At 69.1% G+C, this 18275-nt stretch carries 18 protein-coding genes; 9 read left to right on the top strand and 9 right to left on the bottom strand.

Going from position 1 to position 18275, the window contains the following annotated elements:
- The first annotated feature begins 76 nt into the window (after positions 1–76).
- A complete protein-coding gene (cobF, locus tag K244_RS0104775) occupies positions 77–844 on the top strand; it encodes a precorrin-6A synthase (deacetylating) (protein WP_020185109.1) in 768 nt (255 codons plus the stop codon).
- An 89-nt stretch (positions 845–933) separates the two neighbouring features.
- Entirely contained in the window at positions 934–1203 is a 270-nt protein-coding gene (locus K244_RS0104770) for a hypothetical protein (RefSeq protein WP_020185108.1), read from the top strand.
- 378 nt (positions 1204–1581) lie between these two features.
- On the opposite strand, the gene cysN is transcribed toward K244_RS0104770, so the two are convergent.
- Together cysN and cysD are read right to left on the bottom strand one after the other, a co-directional pair.
- Positions 1582–3489, bottom strand: coding sequence for a sulfate adenylyltransferase subunit CysN (gene cysN / locus K244_RS0104765; protein WP_020185107.1), 1908 nt, complete (start codon positions 3487–3489; stop codon positions 1582–1584).
- Entirely contained in the window at positions 3489–4397 is a 909-nt protein-coding gene (gene cysD / locus K244_RS0104760; protein WP_020185106.1) for a sulfate adenylyltransferase subunit CysD, read from the bottom strand. Before cysD ends, cysN begins: the two co-directional genes overlap by 1 nt.
- Positions 4398–4664: 267 nt before the next feature.
- Between cysD and K244_RS0104755 the strand changes: the two genes are divergently transcribed.
- Entirely contained in the window at positions 4665–5444 is a 780-nt protein-coding gene (locus K244_RS0104755) for an SDR family oxidoreductase (protein WP_020185105.1), read from the top strand.
- A 6-nt stretch (positions 5445–5450) separates the two neighbouring features.
- On the opposite strand, the gene K244_RS0104750 is transcribed toward K244_RS0104755, so the two are convergent.
- From K244_RS0104750 to K244_RS0104740, 3 genes are read right to left on the bottom strand one after another with little or no spacing between them, the layout of a single operon-like run.
- Positions 5451–6182, bottom strand: a complete 732-nt coding sequence (locus tag K244_RS0104750) for an ABC transporter ATP-binding protein (RefSeq protein ID WP_346430346.1) — start codon at positions 6180–6182, stop codon at positions 5451–5453.
- Complete coding sequence (locus K244_RS0104745; protein ID WP_020185103.1) at positions 6179–6928, bottom strand: ABC transporter permease; 750 nt, start codon at positions 6926–6928, stop codon at positions 6179–6181. Before K244_RS0104745 ends, K244_RS0104750 begins: the two co-directional genes overlap by 4 nt.
- Positions 6929–6938: 10 nt before the next feature.
- Positions 6939–7931 carry an ABC transporter substrate-binding protein gene (locus tag K244_RS0104740; RefSeq protein ID WP_020185102.1) on the bottom strand — a complete coding sequence of 331 codons (993 nt, stop codon included), beginning with the start codon at positions 7929–7931 and terminating at the stop codon, positions 6939–6941.
- 363 nt (positions 7932–8294) lie between these two features.
- Here K244_RS0104740 and K244_RS0104735 point away from each other — a divergent pair, with 363 nt between their 5' ends.
- The 6 genes from K244_RS0104735 (at position 8295) to K244_RS0104710 (ending at position 14563) form a co-directional block, all read left to right on the top strand.
- Positions 8295–9569 carry an ABC transporter substrate-binding protein gene (locus tag K244_RS0104735; protein WP_020185101.1) on the top strand — a complete coding sequence of 425 codons (1275 nt, stop codon included), beginning with the start codon at positions 8295–8297 and terminating at the stop codon, positions 9567–9569.
- A 76-nt stretch (positions 9570–9645) separates the two neighbouring features.
- Positions 9646–10653: a PQQ-dependent catabolism-associated beta-propeller protein gene (locus tag K244_RS0104730; protein WP_020185100.1), complete on the top strand. Its 1008-nt coding sequence runs from the start codon at positions 9646–9648 to the stop codon at positions 10651–10653.
- 327 nt (positions 10654–10980) lie between these two features.
- The gene (locus K244_RS0104725; protein ID WP_020185099.1) at positions 10981–11778 is read left to right on the top strand and encodes an ABC transporter ATP-binding protein; all 798 of its coding nucleotides are present in this window, start codon (positions 10981–10983) and stop codon (positions 11776–11778) included.
- Positions 11779–11858: 80 nt separating this feature from the next.
- Complete coding sequence (locus K244_RS0104720; protein ID WP_036306245.1) at positions 11859–12650, top strand: ABC transporter permease; 792 nt, start codon at positions 11859–11861, stop codon at positions 12648–12650.
- 104 nt (positions 12651–12754) lie between these two features.
- Positions 12755–13501, top strand: a complete 747-nt coding sequence (locus tag K244_RS21490; protein WP_020185097.1) for a hypothetical protein — start codon at positions 12755–12757, stop codon at positions 13499–13501.
- 96 nt (positions 13502–13597) lie between these two features.
- Positions 13598–14563 (top strand): tripartite tricarboxylate transporter substrate-binding protein, encoded by a 966-nt coding sequence (locus K244_RS0104710; RefSeq protein WP_020185096.1) that lies wholly within the window; start codon positions 13598–13600, stop codon positions 14561–14563.
- Positions 14564–14590: 27 nt separating this feature from the next.
- Here the strand turns inward: K244_RS0104710 and K244_RS0104705 are convergent, their stop codons facing one another.
- The 4 genes from K244_RS0104705 to K244_RS0104690 form a co-directional block, all read right to left on the bottom strand.
- The gene (locus K244_RS0104705; RefSeq protein ID WP_020185095.1) at positions 14591–15820 is read right to left on the bottom strand and encodes a polysaccharide pyruvyl transferase family protein; all 1230 of its coding nucleotides are present in this window, start codon (positions 15818–15820) and stop codon (positions 14591–14593) included.
- Positions 15821–15827: 7 nt separating this feature from the next.
- Positions 15828–17195: a ribosome biogenesis GTPase Der gene (gene der / locus K244_RS0104700; protein WP_020185094.1), complete on the bottom strand. Its 1368-nt coding sequence runs from the start codon at positions 17193–17195 to the stop codon at positions 15828–15830.
- An 80-nt stretch (positions 17196–17275) separates the two neighbouring features.
- The gene (locus tag K244_RS0104695) at positions 17276–17500 is read right to left on the bottom strand and encodes a hypothetical protein (protein WP_020185093.1); all 225 of its coding nucleotides are present in this window, start codon (positions 17498–17500) and stop codon (positions 17276–17278) included.
- Between the two features lie 65 nt (positions 17501–17565).
- Complete coding sequence (locus K244_RS0104690; protein WP_020185092.1) at positions 17566–18240, bottom strand: tetratricopeptide repeat protein; 675 nt, start codon at positions 18238–18240, stop codon at positions 17566–17568.
- Positions 18241–18275: the final 35 nt, after the last annotated feature.

The raw sequence follows: 18275 nt of genomic DNA, 5'->3' as shown, positions 1-18275 counted from the left end.
TGCTCGGCGACACGTCGCGTTCTCTCCGGTCTCCGGGGCTGCTAAGAGGCGGCGTCGACGAGGACTGGAGGACGCGGTGGCGAAGACGATCAAGATCATCGGGATCGGCGCGGGCGACCCGGACCACCTGACCCTCCAAGCCGTCAAGGCGCTGAACCAGATCGACGCGGTCTTCCTGATGGACAAGGGTCCCGCAAAGGACAAGCTTATCGCGCTGCGCAAGGAGATCTGCCGCCAGCACCTCACCGAGCGGCCCTACCGTTTCGTCGAGGCCGCCAGTCCCGAGCGCGATCGCGACGGCGATTACGCCGGGCAGGTGCAGGATCTCAACGCCCGCAAGCAGGACGTGTTCGAGCGGCTGATCGGCGAACTCGCGGACGGCGAATGCGGCGGCTTTCTCGTTTGGGGCGATCCCTCGCTCTACGACAGCACGATCCGGATCGTCGGCGCGATCGCCGACAGTGGGCGACACGACATCGCGTGGGAGGTCATCCCCGGGATCAGCAGCATCCAGGCGCTGGTGGCGAAGCACCGCACCACGCTGAACCGGATCGGCTCGCCCGTGGAGATCACCACCGGCCGCCGGCTCGCCGCGGGCCTCTCGGCGGAGGCCGACAGCGTGGTGGTGATGCTCGACGCCGAAAACGCCTACGAGGCGCTCGCCGAAAGCGACGCCTTCGAGATTTTCTGGGGCGCCTATGTCGGCACGCCGGACGAGATCCTGATCTCCGGCCGGCTAAAGGACGTCGCAGGGGAAATCGTCCGCCGCCGCGCCGAGGCGCGCGAGGCCAATGGGTGGATCATGGATTCGTACCTTCTGCGCCGCGACGGACCGAAAAGCTGATTTGGGCCGAGGAAACTCCGCCGCTCCGAGAACGTTGGGGGCTTATGACTGCTCGCTCAGCCCATCGCCTTGTCCGAGCCTTCGCCCTGATGACGGCCGTGGGCGTCGCACTTCCCGCCGCAGCGCAGGGACGTCCCTATGCGCCGTCGCTGTCCTGCGCGCGACTGGAGGCGCTGCTCGAGCGTTCGGGCGCCGCGGTCATCAGCACAGGTCCGCGCACCTACGACCGCTTCGTTCGCGACGGCCGCTTCTGTCAGGCGACTGAAGTGACGGAAGCCGCCTGGGTCCGCGCGTCCGATCAGCCCGACTGTTTCATCGGCTACACCTGCAAGGAAGCCGACCGGGACGACGAATGGTGAGGTTGCGCGCCTGATCTTCGCCTGAAACCTTAACGCCCGGCACGCGTTGTTGTAGCAACGGAGAGGGATAAGGGCGGGCAGATGAAACGAAAGACGCACGACAAAGAGACTAGGCCGAACGACGAACGTCCCAGCCGTCGGATCATCACCCTCAGATCGTTGATCGCCGACGCGCTGCAGAAAGAAGAACGCACCGAGAGCTCGTCGGCTTCGCGCTGATCTTTGGTCGTCTAAAAAAGGCGCCGCTTATTAGAGCGGCGCCTTTTTTGTGCGCGCTGCCTTGCTCAGTCCTCGTCGTCCCGCCCAAATCTCCGAAACGCGTTTCGAGGGGATCAGCTACCAACCCCCAAAGGCGTGGGGGTCGTCTGGCGCGCGCGATCAGACCTCGATCAACCCCCTCGCCTTCAATTGCCCGATCACCTCGTCCGCCATCTGCTCCGGCGTCGCCGCGACGGTGTCGAGATGGCTCTCGGGATGCTCGGGGGTCTCGTAGGCGCTGTCCACGCCGGTGAAGTTCTTGATCTGGCCGGCGTCGGCCTTGGCGTAGAGACCCTTAGGATCGCGCGTGCGGCAGACGTCGATCGGCGTGTCGACAAAGACCTCCAGGAACTCGTCGACTCCGACGAGATCCCGGGCCATCCGGCGTTCGGCGCGGAACGGAGAGATGAACGACACGAGCACGATGAGGCCGGCGTCGACGAACAGCTTGGCCGCTTCCGCCACGCGGCGGATGTTTTCCACGCGGTCCGCGTCGGTGAAGCCGAGGTCGCGGTTGAGGCCGTGGCGGACGTTGTCGCCGTCGAGCACATACGTGTGCCGGCCCATGGCGTGGAGCCGCTTTTCCACAAGATTGGCGACGGTCGACTTGCCCGCCCCGGACAGGCCGGTGAACCATAGGATCGCCGGCTTCTGCCCCTTCAGCGCGGCGCGCGACGCCTTGTCGACGTCGAGCGCCTGCCAGTGGATGTTGGTCGCCCGGCGCAGGGCGAAATCGATCATGCCAGCGCCGACCGTGGCATTCGTCTGCCGGTCGATGATGATGAAGGCGCCGGTGTCGCGGTTCTGCTCGTAGGGGTCGAACGCGACCGGCGCCGCCAGCGAGACGTTGACGACGCCGATCTCGTTGAGGCGAAGCTCCTTCGCCGCGAGGTGCTCGAAGCTGTTCACGTCGATCTTGTGCTTGATCTCCGTGACGCTCGCCGTGATCGACTTCGCGCCGATTTTGACCAGATAGGGCCGGCCCGGAAACAGCGGAGCGTCGCTCATCCAGACGAGGTGGGCGGAGAACTGGTCGGCGACATCCGGCCGGGCGTCCACCGCCGACAGCAGGTCGCCGCGCGAGACGTCGATCTCGTCGGCCAGCGTCAGCGTCACCGCGTCGCCCGCTCCAGCGTCTGGCAGGTCGCCGTCCATGGTGACGATCCGGGCCACGGTCGAGGTCCGCCCGGAAACCGCGGAGGCCACCGCGTCGCCGACGCGAACCACGCCGCTCGCGATCGTGCCGGAGAAGCCGCGGAAATTCAGGTCCGGCCGGTTGACCCACTGCACCGCCATGCGGAAGGGCTCATGGCTGAGCCGGTCCTCGATCTGGACGGTCTCCAGATGCTCGACGAGCGTTGGCCCCTCGTACCAGGGCATGGCCTCGGAGCGGGTCAGCACGTTGTGGCCGTAGCGCGCCGACAGCGGGATCGAGACCAGCGTCTCGAACTTCAGCCCCTCGGCGAAGCTCTCGAACTCGGCGCGGATCTCCTCGAACCGATCCTCGTCGAAGTCGACGAGGTCGATCTTGTTGACGGCGAGCACCGCGTGGCGGATGCCGAGCAGCGAGGCGATGAAGGCGTGGCGGCGGGTCTGCACCGCGACGCCGTGGCGGGCGTCGACCAGCAGCACCGCGACGTCCGCCGTGGAGGCGCCTGTCGCCATATTGCGGGTGTACTGCTCGTGGCCGGGCGTGTCCGCCACGATGAACTTGCGCTTGTCGGTGGTGAAAAAGCGGTAGGCGACGTCGATCGTGATGCCCTGCTCGCGCTCGGCCTCCAGGCCGTCGACGAGAAGCGCAAGATCGATGTCCTCGCCGGTCGTGCCGTGCCGCCGGCTGTCCCGTTCGAGCGCCGCAAGCTGGTCTTCGAAGATCAGCTTGGTGTCGTAGAGCAGGCGTCCGATCAGGGTGGACTTGCCGTCGTCGACGCTGCCGCAGGTGAGGAAGCGCAGCAGGCCCTTGCGCTCCTGCGCGGCGAGGTAGCCGACGAAGGCTTCGGCCTTCTCGGCGATCGCGAGTTCGGCCATCAGAAGTACCCTTCCCTCTTCTTCTTCTCCATCGAGGCGGACTCGTCGTGGTCGATCAGCCGTCCCGAGCGCTCCGAGGTGCGCGCGATCAGCATCTCGCGCACGATCTCCGGCAGCGTGGCGGCGTCCGACTCCAGCGCGCCGGTGAGCGGGTAGCAGCCGAGCGTCCGGAAACGCACCAGACGATCCTCCAGGGCTTCGCCGTCCTTGAGGACAAGGCGGTCGTCGTCCTTCATGATCAGCATGCCGTCGCGCTCGACCACAGGCCGCTTCGCCGCGAAATAGAGCGGAACGATCGGGATCTTCTCCGCGAGGATGTACTGCCAGATGTCGAGCTCGGTCCAATTGGAGAGCGGAAACACCCGGATCGACTCGCCTTTGTGAATGCGGGCGTTGTAGAGCCGCCAGAGCTCCGGCCGCTGGTTCTTCGGGTCCCAGCCGTGGGTCTCGGTGCGGAAGGAAAACACCCGCTCCTTGGCCCGCGACTTCTCCTCGTCGCGCCGGGCGCCGCCGAAGGCCGCGTCGAAGCCGTAGTGCGTTAGAGCCTGCTTCAGGGCCTCGGTCTTCATGACATGGGTGTAGTAGGACGAGCCGTGGTCGAACGGATTGACGTTCTGCGCCTTGCCGTCTGCGTTCGTCCAGGTGATCAGCTCCAGGCCGAGGCGCTGCGCGGTCTCATCCCGGAACGCGATCATCTCCCGGAATTTCCAGGTCGTGTCGACGTGCAGCAGCGGAAACGGCGGCTTCGACGGATAGAACGCCTTCATCGCGAGATGAAGCATCACCGAGGAGTCCTTGCCGATCGAGTAGAGCATCACCGGGTTGCGGAACTCGGCCGCGACCTCGCGCATGATGTGGATGCTCTCGTCCTCGAGCCGCTTGAGATGGGACTGGCGGTCAATCGACACGGGCTGAAGGCCTTTCGGATCGTGCGTTCCGCCAAGGCGTCGGCCATGGCGGACAGGCTTGCGCGCCGGGCGTCCCGGCGGGTCGCAAGCGCTTACACTAAATCGATCGCATTTGCGAAAACTTCAAAGCGCGGCCGGCGCCCGCATGAAGCATGGCTCCGTAGCGAGCGATCGACGACGCTTTACGCAAGCGTCACGGTGACCTAGGTCCGCTGTCACGTCGAGCGGCGCCCAGGCGCGCCGCACCGTCAGCATCAGGAGCTCCCCATGGATCTCGGCATCGCCGGCCGCACCGCCATCGTCTGCGCATCAAGCAAGGGCCTCGGCCGCGCCTGCGCGACGGCGCTCGCCGCCGAGGGTTGCACCGTGGTGATCAACGGCCGCGACGGCGCGTCGCTGGAAAAGACCGCGGCCGAAATCCGCGACGCGACCGGGGCCGAGATCATTCCGGTGGTCGGCGACGTGGCGACCCGGGAAGGCCAGGCCGCCCTGCTCGCTGCCGCCCCGAACCCCGACATCCTCGTCAACAACAACGCCGGTCCGCCCCGCAAGGACTTCCGCGAGCTCGACCGCGAGGCCCTGCTGAAGGGCGTGGTGGCGAACATGGTGACGCCGATCGAGCTGATCCAGCAGGTGATCGACGGCATGGCGGAGCGCGGTTTCGGCCGCATCGTCAACATCACCTCGGCCTCGGTGAAGGCGCCGATCGTGGGCCTCGACCTCTCGAGCGGCGCTCGCGCCGGTCTCACCGCCTTCATCGCCGGCGTGGCGCGGACGGTCGCGCACCGCAACGTGACCATCAACGGCATCCTGCCGGGGATGTTCGACACCGACCGCCTGCGCGGGGGCTTTCCGACGGAGGCGAAGCTGCTGGGCGTCACGCCGGAGGAGGTCGCCGACAAGCGCCGCGGCGGCAATCCGGCCAAGCGTTTCGGCCAGCCTGAGGAGTTCGGCCAGCTCTGCGCCTACCTCTGCTCCGCCCAGGCCGGCTACGTCACCGGGCAGAACATCCTGATCGACGGCGGCGGATTTCCGGGGGCGTTCTGACGGGGGTCACGCCACCGCGCCGCGGGTAAGTCCCAGCGCCGCCTCACGAAACCGGTCGATCTCGCCTGACATGGTCCGCTGTTCGGGCGTCAGGGTCACCGCGATGTCCTGCTCGATCCGGACGGGCGGACCGGCCAGCACCACCAGCCGATCGGCCAAGCGGATGGCTTCCCGGCTGTCGTGGGTCACGAACAGCACCGTCGTCGGACGCCGCGCGATCAGCTCCGCGAGCAGGTCGCGCAGCCGGTCGGCGTTGGCCTCGTCGAGGGAGACGAAGGGCTCGTCCATCAGCAGCAGGTCGGGCTCGAGCGCGAAGGCGCGGGCGAGCGCGACGCGGCGCTGCATGCCGAGCGAGAGGCGTTCGGGGTAGACGTCGGCAGCGTCGCCCAGGCCCATCTCGGTCAACAACCCGAGCGCGCGGGTTAACGATGCAGCCGTTTTGGGTAACGGGAGGGTAACGTTCTCGAGCACGGTCCGCCACGGCAGCAGCCGCGGGCTCTGAAACGCGTACCCGATCCGAGGCTTCTCGCGGGAGAAGGCCACGCGCCCGTCGAAATCGCGGTCGACGCCGGCGATGAGGTTCAGCAGGGTCGTCTTGCCGAGGCCCGAGGGACCGAGCAGCGCGGTGAACGACCGGTCCGCCACCTCCAGCGCGAAGTCCGCATAGAGCGGCCGCGCGGGCGCGCCGCCCGCGGCCGGAAAGGTCTTGGCGGCGATGTCGATCGAGACGGCGGTCATCGGCGCCACCTGTTGGCGGCCCGCTCCCAGGGCTGGATCAGCCCGAGTTCGATGGCCTGGACGATCATCCCGAAGGCGAGCGCGTAGGCGAGGATGGTCGCCACGTCGAACAGCTGAAACGAGCTCTGCAGCTCGAAGCCGACGCCGTTCGGGCGCCCCAGAAGCTCCACCACCAGCACGATCTTCCAGACCAGCGCGAGGCCGGACCGCGCGGCCGCGGCGAAGAACGGCGCAAGCTGCGGGAGGATGACGTGGCGGAGCGTCTTCCAGCGGCCGAAGCGGTAGATCCGGGCCATCTCAGCCAGATCCCGGCTCAGCGCCACCGCCCCCTCCCGCAGGGTCACCGCGACGTTCGGGATCTTGTTGATCGCGACCGCGAGAATGGCGGCGGACTCGTTCAGGCCGAACCAGACGTAGGCCAGGATGATGATGACCAGCGCCGGCAGGTTCAGGAACAGCACCACCCAGGGGCTGAGCAGCCGGTCGGCGGTGCGCGACAGGCCGAGCAGGATGCCCAGCGCCGAGCCGATCAGCATGGCGATCGCGAAGCTCGCCGCGACGCGGGCGAGCGTGATCAGCAGGTTGAAGATGAGCTCGCCGGTTTCCGCCGCGACGACCAGCGCCCGGACCACCGTCGGCGGGTCCGGCAGCAGGCGGCTGTCGACGACGAGCGCCACGATCCACCAGAGCGCGACGAAGACGCCGAGCGACAGCGCCGACCAACCAAGCCGTCCTGCAAAGGCCAAGGACCGCCCCTTACGCTTTCGGCGACCAGAACAGCGCGGGGTCGAAGCGCGGATTGGCGCCGACCACGTCCGCGCCGCCGAGATCCGCCAGCAGTTCGTAGAGCTTCTTCGACGAGGCGAGCTGCGCCTCGGTCCAGGGGCCGGGCACGCCGGCGCGGAAGTACTCCCGCAGGCGCGTGAACTCGGCGTCCGAGCTCACCTGCATGGCGGGCTTCAGCCGGTCCCAGGCGGCGTCCGAGGACTTCAGGATCTGGTTCGCGGCGTCCACCGCGCGGAAGAAGGCGGAGAGCGCCTTGGGTTCGGTGTTCGCCAGCTCCTCGCGCCAGACGAAGCCGACGAGCGGCGGCGGCGGCGTGACCCCGAGCTCGCCCATCAGTTGGGTGACGTCCGTCAGCTTGCGGAACCCCTCCGCGTCGAGCCGGGCGGCGAACTGCCAGTAGGTCAGCACGGCGTCGATGCGGCCGAGCCGCAGCTGTTCGGACAGCAGAGGCGGCGCGCCGAACACCGGCTCCAGCATGGTGGCGATGTCGCCGCCGACGAGGTCGTGGGCGCGGGCCCGCAGCAGCAGCCAGCTCTTGTCGAGCGGGCCGCCGGCGACGCCGAGCTTCTTGCCCTTCAGATCGGCGAGCGCGTTGATCTTGGAGTCCTTGCCGACGACGAGCGCCCCCAGAGCGCTGGAATAGGGCGCGAACTGCACCCTCTCGCCGTCCGTGCGCCGGCGCATCGCCCAGGTCCAGTCGCTGACCACGAGGTCGGCGTCGTTCGCCTGCAGCGCCACGGTGAGCGCCTGGGTGGAGGCAAGTTGGGTCCGCTGCAGCGTCACGCCCTCGCGGACGTCGAGCCCTTCGGCGGCGACCGTGTCGAGCAGCCAGTTGACGGTGCCAAACTTCAAGGTGGCGAGACGCAGCGGCCGGGCGGCTCGGGCGGAACCGAGCCCTGCTCCGAGCGCGACGCCGAGAGCGCCGGCGCCGAGCAAGGCGCCACGCCGGGTGAGCGCAGACATGTGGCCGTTCGTCACGCCGCGACCCCTGCGCAGGCGACGGCCGGGGCCGTCGAGGACACGAATCGCATTGTTGGTTTCCCTATGCCGCCGCTTCGGCGGCGCTGTTCTGTTTGTTCAGCATTCGCCGGATTACGACAGAGCCGGTCGACGCTGGGTATTGGAGCTTAGGATAGAGTTGCAACCTCATGCAGGTTAATCAAGCAAACGTCATAGCTTATTATTTTCTTATATATTGCGTTCCTACGGATGGACAGGTGGAATTGTTCCCGGTTGCGATCTAGCTCAGGCGCTGAACGCGTATCGCGTCGCGAGACGGTCGGTCTAACGAAGCGGCGGATCAACCGCCCGCAGGGAGGTTCGTGCATGGTCCTGTCGAAGGCCGCGGTCGCCCGCCGGCGGAGCGTCGCTGCGCGCGCGCTGGTCGTCGCGCTCGGGCTGAGCCTCGTCGCGCCCTCCGCCTCCGCCCAGGCTCCCGCCGCGACGCCGGCCCCCTCAGCCCCCGCCCCCGCCGCGAAACCCGCCGTCGCGCCCATGCCCTTCAAGTTTGGCGTGCTTCGGCAGTTTCCAACACCGCCGCCGTGGTGGGACACGATCGCGACGCTTCCCCCCGAGGACGACGGCATCGCGGGCGCGCGTCTCGGGATCGTCGACAACAATACCACCGGCCGCTTCCTGAAGCAGGACTTTCAGCTCGTCGAGGAACTCGTCCCGTTCGGCGAGGACCCGATGCCGGCGTTCAACCGGCTGCTGGACCAAGGCGCGACCTTCATCGTGCTCGCGGTGCCGGCGGATCAGCTTCTCAAGATGTCCGACGCGGTCAAGGACAGGGACGTCATCCTGTTCAACGCCGGCGCGCAGGACGACGAGCTTCGGGGCAAGGACTGCCGGTCGAACGTGCTCCACACCGCGCCGAACCGCGCGATGCTGACCGACGCCCTCGCTCAGTACCTCGTCTGGAAGCGCTGGAACAACTGGCTGCTCCTTACCGGACGTCGCGAGGAGGACCGGAAGTACGCGGCCGACATCCGGCGCTCCGCGAAGAAGTTCGGCGCCAAGATCGTCGAGGAGCGGACCTGGAACTTCGGACCCGACGCCCGCGTGAGCGCGCAGAACGACGTGCCGGTGTTCACGCAGAACGTCGCCTACGACGTGGCGATGATCGCCGACGAACTGGGCGAGTTCGGCGAGTTGATCGGCTGGCGCACCTGGGACCCGCGGCCGACCGCGGGCACGGCCGGCCTGACGCCGACCACCTGGCACGCGACGCTCGAGAACTGGGGCGCCTCGCAGCTGCAGAACCGGTTCTACAAACAGTCGAAGCGCGTGATGCGCCCGCTCGATTTCCAGATGTGGCTCGCCATGCGCACCATCGGCGAATCCGCGACCCGCACCAAGACCAACGATCCGAAGAAGCTCCGCGAGTTCATCTTCGGGCCGACCTTCGAACTCGCCGGCTTCAAGGGGCAGTCCTTCAGCTACCGCGACTGGGACAACCAGCTGCGGCAGCCCATTCTGCTGGCCCAGCCGGCGGCTCTCGTCTCGGTTTCGCCGCAGGAGGGCTTCCTGCACCAGACCAACCTGCTCGACACCATGGGCTACGACCGGCCGGAAACGACCTGCCGCATGCCCAAGCCCTGATCGATCACCGATCGAAACGCCCCAGAACACGAAGCGCAGGCCGCACGGACCGCGCGCCCTCTCCCGGAGAGACCTCATGACGACCGACGCGCCGCCCCGCAGGCCTTCCCGAACCGCCCGGCTCCTGTCCGCCGGCGCCGCCGCCGCGGCCCTTCTCGCCTTCGCAGGCCCGGCGTCGGCCGAGAAGATCTTCGTCAGCAACGAGCGCGACCACACCATGTCGGTGGTCGACGGCGCGACGCTGAAGGTGGTGGAGACGATCAAGACCGGCCGCCGGCCGCGCGGCATCACCGCAAGCCCGGACGGGAAGCTGATCTACGTCTGCACGAGCGACGACAACCGCGTCGAGGTCTACGACAGCGCGACCCACAAGCTGGTGAAGACCCTGCCCTCCGGACCCGACCCGGAGCTGTTCGTGCTGCACCCCTCGGGCAACCCGCTCTACATCGCCAACGAAGACGACAACATGGTCACGATCGTCGACGTGAACACGGGCCAGAAGCTCGCCGAGGTGCCCGTGGGCGTGGAGCCGGAGGGCATGGGGATCAGCCCCGACGGCAAGGTGCTGGTGAACACGTCCGAAACGACCAGCATGGCCCACTTCATCGACACGGCGACCAACCAGATCGTCGAGAACGTCGTGGTCGACAGCCGGCCGCGCGTCGCCGAATTCCGGTCCGACAACAAGCAGGTCTGGGTCTCGGCCGAGGTGGGCGGCACCGTCTCGGTGATCGACCCCGGGACGCACCAGATCCTGAAGAAGATCACTTTCGAGATCCCCGGCGTGACCGCCGAGGCGATCCAGCCGGTGGGCGTCAAGATCACGAAGGACGGCAAGACCGCCTTCGTCGCGCTTGGACCCGCCAACCGCGTCGCGGTGGTCGACACGGAGACCTTCGCGGTCAAGAAGTACCTGCTGGTCGGCCAGCGCGTGTGGCAGCTCGCCTTCTCGCCCGACGAATCGCGGCTCTACACGACCAACGGGAACTCCAACGACATCTCGATCGTCGACGTGGCGTCGGACAAGGTGTCGAAGTCGGTCACCGTCGGCCGTTCGCCCTGGGGCGCCGTCGCGGTTCCCTGAGGCGCGGCGGCGAAGGGAGTGCGTGCTTCGAGACGCCCGCCGAAAGGCGGGCTCCTCAGCATAAGGAGGTTGGGGATTTCAGAAGCAAGACCCTCCTCATGCTGAGGAGCCGACCGCAGGTCGGCGTCTCGAAGCACGCACCTTGTTCCTGCAAAGTTCGACCGCCTGCTGGGCGAGCGCACGAGGCAGGCGGCGGCGTCCTCGAGACCTATCATCCCTTCGCCCGGTTTTCCTGCGAGAGCCGGGCGCCATAACCTCCGCCAGCCCGCGGGCCACGAGCCCGCCGGACCGACGGCCTGAACACCCGAACGGCTAAGCGGATACGGCATGAGCAAAATCGCAGTCGAGACGCGCGCGGAGGCGCTGCGCGTCTCCGGGGTCACCCACGCCTTCGGCGCGAAAAAGGCGCTGGACGACGTCAGCCTCACCGCGCCCTCCGGCGTCTTCACCGCCCTGCTGGGGCTGAACGGCGCGGGCAAGACCACGCTGTTCTCGCTCATCACTCGGCTCTACGAGAACCGCAGCGGCGCGATCGCGGTGCTGGGCCATGACGTTCGCCAGCAGCCGACCCGCGCGCTGTCGCGGCTCGGCGTCGTGTTCCAGTCGCGCACGCTCGATCTGGAGCTGAGCGTCCTGCAGAACCTGCTCTACCACGCGGCGCTGCACGGCATCGGCCGGTCGGAGGCCCGACGACGCAGCCTCGCCGTTCTCGAGCGGGTGGGGCTCGCGGCGCGCGCGAAGGAGAAGGTCCGGGCGCTCTCCGGCGGCCAGATGCGCCGGGTCGAGATCGCGCGCGCGCTGCTGCACGGGCCAGGCCTGCTGCTGCTCGACGAGCCCACGGTCGGCCTCGACATCGGCTCGCGGCGGGCGATCCTCGACGAGGTGCGACGCCTGATCGACGACGACGGCATCGGCGTGCTGTGGGCGACCCATCTCGTGGACGAGATCGAGGCCGCGGACCGGGTCGTGGTGCTGCACAAGGGCCGCGTGCTGCTTGAGGGCCGGGTCGACGACCTGCGCGCCCGAGGCGGCAGCGAGGACGTCGGGACCGCCTTCATGGCCGCCGTGGCCGAAACCGACCGGCGGGACAAGGCCGCCGCACACAAGACGGACGCAGCGGCATGAGCCTCGTCGACCGCGCCCCCGCCGCTTTGAGCGAACCTCTGCCCGCACGAGACGTGACCTTCGGCGGCTACCTCGTCTGCATGGGCGGCATCGTCTGGCGCGAGAGCCTGCGCTTCGTCCACCAGCGCGGCCGTTTCCTCTCGGCGCTGGTGCGGCCGCTAGTGTGGCTGTTCATCTTCGCGGCCGGCTTTCGCGCCACGTTGGGCGTGTCGATCATCCCGCCCTACGAGACCTACGTGCTTTACGAGGTCTACATCGCGCCCGGGCTGATCGCGATGATCCAGCTGTTTAACGGGCTGCAGTCGTCGCTCTCCATGGTCTACGACCGCGAGGTCGGCGCCATGCGCATCCTGCTGGTGAGCCCCTACCCGCGCTGGTTCCTGCTGGTGTCCAAGCTCGTCGCCGGCGTGGCGGTCTCGCTGCTGCAGGCCTATGCGTTCCTCGCCGTCGCCTACTTCTGGGAGGTGCAGCCGGACAGCCTGTGGGGCTACCTCACCGTGCTGCCGGCGCTGATCCTGAGCGGGCTGATGCTCGGCGCGATGGGGCTCGCGATGTCGTCGATCTTCAAGCAGCTCGAGAACTTCGCGAGCGTGATGAACTTCGTGATATTCCCGATGTTCTTCGCCTCCTCCGCGCTCTATCCGCTGTGGCGGATCCAGCAGGCGAACGTGCTGCTCTGGCACATCTGCAGCTACAATCCCTTCACCCACGCGGTCGAGCTGATCCGCTTCGCGCTCTACGGGCAGGTCGAGTCGACCTCGCTCGCGGTCGTCTCAGGGTTCGGCGCGGCCTGCCTGCTCGCCGCGATCTACGCCTACGACCCCTCCGCCGGGCTGACCGGCCGCCGCGGCGGGCCGGATGCGGCCAAATGAGGCTGGCGGCGCGCGGTTTCGCGCTTAAGTTCCGCACAGAACGAGACGGCGGAGAGGGCGCGTCGCGCGCTCGCCGAACCGCCGGACGCTTCGGGAGACGACCGATGACCACTCCGCTTCGCCGCCTGACCGCCGCGACGCTCGCGGCGCTCGCGGCGCTGCTCGCAGGCGCGAGCCTCGCCCCGCAGGCCTTCGCGCAAGGGGCGCAGGCCCCCTCCGCCGCCCCCGCGGCGGCCGACGGCCCCAAGACGCCGCTGCCCGCGCCGACTCCGCGCGCCGCTCAGCCCGGCGGCGACCGCCGCGCCGCCGCCGATCCGGACTGGCCGTGCATCCAGCCGAAGGTCGGCGCGCTGAGCTACGGCCAGATGTGGAGCGGCGCCCCGCTCGAGCAGGCGCTCGAGACCTGGCGGCAGGACGAGGCCGTGGCCGACCTCGTGCCGGTCATCGTCGCCCGCCGCACCAAGCCAGAGGAGGCCGCGGCGGCGATCGACAAGTTCGCGAAGGACGCGGGGGCGGAGAAGAACGCCAAGCTGACTTTGCTGTTCGCCGGCGCCTTCGAGGAGCTCAACACGACGCGCTCCGCCATCCTGACCGGCATCGAGCGCTACGCCCGCAAGCAGCGCACGCTCTCGGAGAAGATCAAGCAGGAGAGCCTCAAGCTCGCCTCCGAGCGCAAGGACATGGCGACGCAGAACTCGCCCGAGTTCCAGCAGAAGGAGCAGGCGCGCGACTGGGACACCCGGATCTACGACGAGCGCTCGCAGGCCCTGACCTATGTCTGCGAGAGCCCGGTGATCCTGGAGCAGCTGGCCTTCACGCTCGGCCGCGAGATCCAGGCCCGGATGGACTGACCCCGGCCGCGCGCCCTTGACGCGAAGCGTCGGGGCGCGAGAACCAGAGCCCCTCCCGCGCTGTCGCGCGGGCCGCATGCGCACCAAGGCCTCCCCATGCTCGCTCCAGATCGCCGCACGGCCTGCCGCGCCATCGCGGGGCTCCTTGCGGCGGGCGCGCTGCCCCGCCCGGCCCACGCGGCGCTCAACCTCGAGATCATCGCCCCGGCCGCGCTCGGCGACAGTCTAGACCAGGTCGCGCGCGCGCTGGCCGAGGGCCTGAACCAGATGAGCGGCGCCGTCACCGCCGCGGTCACCAACGCGCCGGGCCAGGGCGGCTTCACCGGGCTCGAGCGTTTCGTCAACGCGCCCAAGACCAAGCCCCTGCTGCTGGCCACCAGCCTCGGCACGCTCGGGGCCAGCATCCTCGCCAAGCGCGCGCTCACGCTCGACGACACCGTCCCCGTGCAGCGGATCTGCGGCGAGCACCTCGTGCTGCTGGTGCCCGAGCGATCGCCGCTGCAGACGCTCGGCGACCTGGCGGCCAAGCTGCGCAGCGATCCGTCGCAGGTTTTGCTTGCCGGCCGGGAGCTCGGCAGCGCGAGCCACATGCTCTGCCTGTCGCTCGCGCGCGCCTACCAGCTCGACCCGAAGGCGCTGCGCTACATCGCGATCGACGAGCCCGGCGAGATGTTCCGCGCGCTGATGACCGGCGCGATCGCCGCGGTCGCGGGCGGGGTTCCGGCCTACGCCCAGCAGCTCAAGGGCGGCTCGGTGCGCGCGCTCGCGATTTCGGCGGGCGCCCGCGTCGACGGCTTCGACGCGCCGACCTTCCGGGACGGCGGCGTCGACCTGGAGCTGATGGACTGGCGCGGCCTGGGCGCCCCGAACACCATGGATCCAAGCCTCGTCGGCCAGATCGCCGAAGCGGTCGCCCTGCTGATGGAGACCTCGACCTGGGCCGAAGCCCTCGGGCGCCGCCATTGGCTGCCGCTGCACCTGAAGCGCGAAGCCTACGCCGCGTTCCTGGAAAAGGAGCGCGACCGGGTCACAGCGCTCTACCGCGACGCCGGCCTGATCTGACCACTGCGCCGATCGGCTAGGACGCGCTCAGCGCAGGAGCAGGTCCGGAAGCGCGCCGACCCGCGTCGAGGTGCGGGTTCGCCGCGCCGTCACCGACACGTCGAGCATGAAGCGTTCGACGCCGGAGAACCACGGCAAGTCCAGCTCGATCCTCTCGGTCGACCACCACGTCGGACGGCAGTCGCGGCGCAGGCCGCGCATGGAGAGCGTCACCGTCATAGGCTCCGCGCCGAGCCCGGGGTTGCGGAGCGTCAACGGCGCGCCGTCGTAGAGCGGCGCGACCAGAGCCGGCGCCCTCGCGCCGAAACGCGCGGCGAGGCGGTCCTCCAAGGCGTCTTCGGACTGCGCGAGCGAGGCCGGAATGCGTGACGGTCCGAGAGCCGACCAGTCGAACGCGGCCAGCCCCGGCGCGTCATCGAGGAACACCGTCGGCAGGAAGCCGTCGAAGCCGGAAAATCGGCGGCGGGCGTTGCTGATGCCGCTGTGCGGCAGCGCCACGACCGGCGTTCCGAAGCCCACGCAGGGCAACGCGATGTGCAGCCGGCGGGTGATGACGAGCTCCGCCGTCCGCAGCCGTTCGAGCAGACGCGCCAGCGTTGCGAACCGCATCAACGGATCGGGTTGGGTCAAGGCGGGAAGGAAGTTGCTGATGATCTCGGCGCCGTCGCGCACCTCCGCCGGCACGTGGGCGTCGATCGCCTCCTGCGGCAGGTCGACGATCAGCACGCCCCGCCGCGCCGACGCCGGAACCGGCGCGAGCCCCTTTCCGATGAACAGGGTGAGGCAGCCGGCCCAGTCCGCGGCGACGCCGGCGGATCGCAGCAGCCCGACGCTGTCCGCGTCCCGCGCCCCCACGGGCCCCCGCGCCGCGAGCCAAGCCCCCCACGCGCTCGCGAGCAGCTTGTCCGCGCCCAGGGCGAACCCGAACAGCTCCGGCTCGATGGAGCGATGCGGCAGGCGGTAGTCCTGCCCCTGCTTGAACCACGAATTGAAGATCGCGAGATGAGGACCGTCGAGCGCCTCGATCGCCATGCGGTCGCGCGCGATCAGCGCGTCAAGCCGCGGCAGGCGGGCGAGCGCGGCGTAGGACTGGACGTCGTCGCCGATGTTGTAGGTGGAGAAGCCGAACGCCGCAGCGCGAAGACCCGGACGATCGACGCTGGCCCGTGACGGCGCCGCCACGCGGCGCCGCTCGACGAACTCCGTTATCGGCCGCAGCGCGCGCTGAAACTGTTCCGAACGCGTACGCTTCGACACCGACGGCTCACTTCTTGTCGTACGGATTGTCCGGCTGGCGGAACGTCACGCGGATCGGCACGCCCGGCAGGTCGAAGGTCTCCCGCAGGCCGTTGGTGAGGTAGCGGACGTAAGAGTCCGGCAGCTCTTCCGTGCGGGTGCCGAAGATGACGAAGTACGGCGGCCGCGCCTTGGGCTGGGTGGCGTAGCGCAGCTTGATGCGCTTGCCGGCGACCGCGGGCGGCGGATGCCGTTCGAGCACCTCTTCGAGCCAGCGGTTGAGCGCGGCGGTCGAGACGCGACGGTTCCAGACTTCGTGAGTCTTGATGATCGCCGTCATCAGCCGGTCCACGCCCTCGCCGGTCTGGCCCGCGAGCGGCACGAGCGGCACGCCCTTCACCTGCGGCAGCAGGCGCTCGAGCGACTCGCCATGGGCCTTCAGCTGCTCGTTGCGGTTCTCGACGAGGTCCCACTTGTTCAGGCCGATGACGAGCGCCCGTCCCTCGCGCGTGACGAGGTCGGCGATCGACAGGTCCTGCTTCTCGAACGGGATCGTGGCGTCGAGCAGCACGACGACGACCTCGGCGAACTTGATCGAGCGGATCGCGTCCGCGACCGAGAGCTTCTCGAGCTTGTCGATCACCCGAGCCTTCCGGCGCAGGCCCGCGGTGTCGACCAGCCGTACGCGGCGGCCGCGCCACTCCCAGTCGATCGAGACCGAGTCGCGGGTGATGCCGGCCTCCGGGCCGGTCAGCATGCGTTCGGAGCCGACGAGGCGGTTCACCAGCGTGGACTTGCCGGCGTTGGGGCGGCCGACGATGGCGATGCGCAGCGGCGCGCCCTCGCCTTCCGCCTCCTCGTCCTCGTCGTCAGGCTCCGGCATCAAGGCCGCGAGCGCGTCGTAGAGGTCGCCGAGGCCCTCCGCGTGTTCGGCCGAGACCGGCAGCGGGTCGCCGAGACCGAGGCGGTAGGAGTCGTAAGCGCCGTCCACGCCCGCCCGGCCTTCGGCCTTGTTGGCGAGCAAGATGACGGGGCGCATGGCGCGGCGGACGACGTCGGCGAAACGTTCGTCGTCCGCGGTCACGCCGGCGCGGGCGTCCACCATGAACAAGATGATGTCGGCTTCCGCGATCGCCGCTTCGGTCTGCGCCCGCATGCGCGCCTCGAGCGACCCCTCCGCGGCGTTCTCAAGGCCCGCGGTGTCGACGATGCGGAACGTCAGGTCGCCGAGGCGGCCTTCGCCCTCGCGACGATCGCGCGTGACCCCCGGCCGGTCGTCGACGAGCGCGAGGCGCTTGCCGACGAGCCGGTTGAACAGCGTGGACTTGCCGACGTTCGGCCGCCCGACGACGGCGACGACCGGCAGGGGACGCAGGGGCGATGAAGCATATGTCACGTGACGGCGGCCTTCTTGGGTGGAGACCCCAGATCCGGCGCCTGATCCGCGCCGGCGGCCGAGAGGCGGCCGTCAGGCGGTCAGGCGAGCGAGGCGACGGGGGTCAGCGGCAGCGCCGACAGCGGCTGCGGCACGGTGTCCGGCGGGTTCGGCGCGACCTGGGGAACGGGGCGACGCTCGCCGGCCAGCGGGGTCTTCTTCTCGCCGAAGGGGTTCATGTTGGAGAGCGTGTCGCAACCGGCGGCGGAGCCGGCGAGCGCCGCCACGACGGCCAGGCGCAGAAGGAGTTTCGAACGGTCGGTCACGGAAGCGGCATCCCCCTTGAACGGGCCGGCGGTGGTCCCCCGGCCGGAGCATCACTCGACGAACTTTACTTGGCAGCCTTGGCAGCGGGCGCCGGCGGGGCCGGCGGCAGCACAGCGAGCATCAGGTCGGCGCGCTGCCGCGCGCCGGCCGGCGCCTCGGCGTCGGCCACGATCGCCTCGAACTGGCGGCGGGCCTCAACGGCGTCGTTCGCCTTGTAGGCCGCGAGCCCGATCAGTTCGCGCGCGGTATGGCGCCACGGGCTGGCGTCGACCGCAAGCGGCTCGACCAGCCGGCGCACGTCGGCGGCTGCGGCGTGATCGACGGCGATGTAGGCGCCGCGCACACGCGCGGCGTCGCGCAGCAGCGAATCGACCCCACCGTCGTTCGCCACGCCTTCATAGATCTTGAGGGCGCCGGCCGGATCCTTCATCGTCGCGACATCGGCCTCGCGCAACCGGGCGAGAGCCTGATACCCCTTCGGGCCTTCGGCCGCGAGGCTCGCGAAGGCGGCGCGCGCCTCGTCGGTCTTGCCGTCGGCCGCAAGCCGGCTCGCCGCCTGGTAACGGTCTCCGGCGGCCTGGGCTTGCTGGCCCTGGTAATACTCGTAGCCGCGCCACCCGCCGACGCCGACGACAATCAGCACCGCGACGGAGACGACCAGCCATCCGAACCGATCCCACAGCGCCTTCATGCGCTCGCGGCGGAGGTCGTCCTGGACCTCATGGAAAATGTCGGTCATCTGGCCTTACGCAATCCTGACGTCTTGGAAACGCA

The sequence above is a fragment of the Methylopila sp. 73B genome (assembly GCF_000526315.1).
Lineage (GTDB): Bacteria > Pseudomonadota > Alphaproteobacteria > Rhizobiales > Methylopilaceae > Methylopila.
Note: the sequence above shows the minus strand (reverse complement) of the source record. Positions and strands in the feature narration are given on the sequence as shown.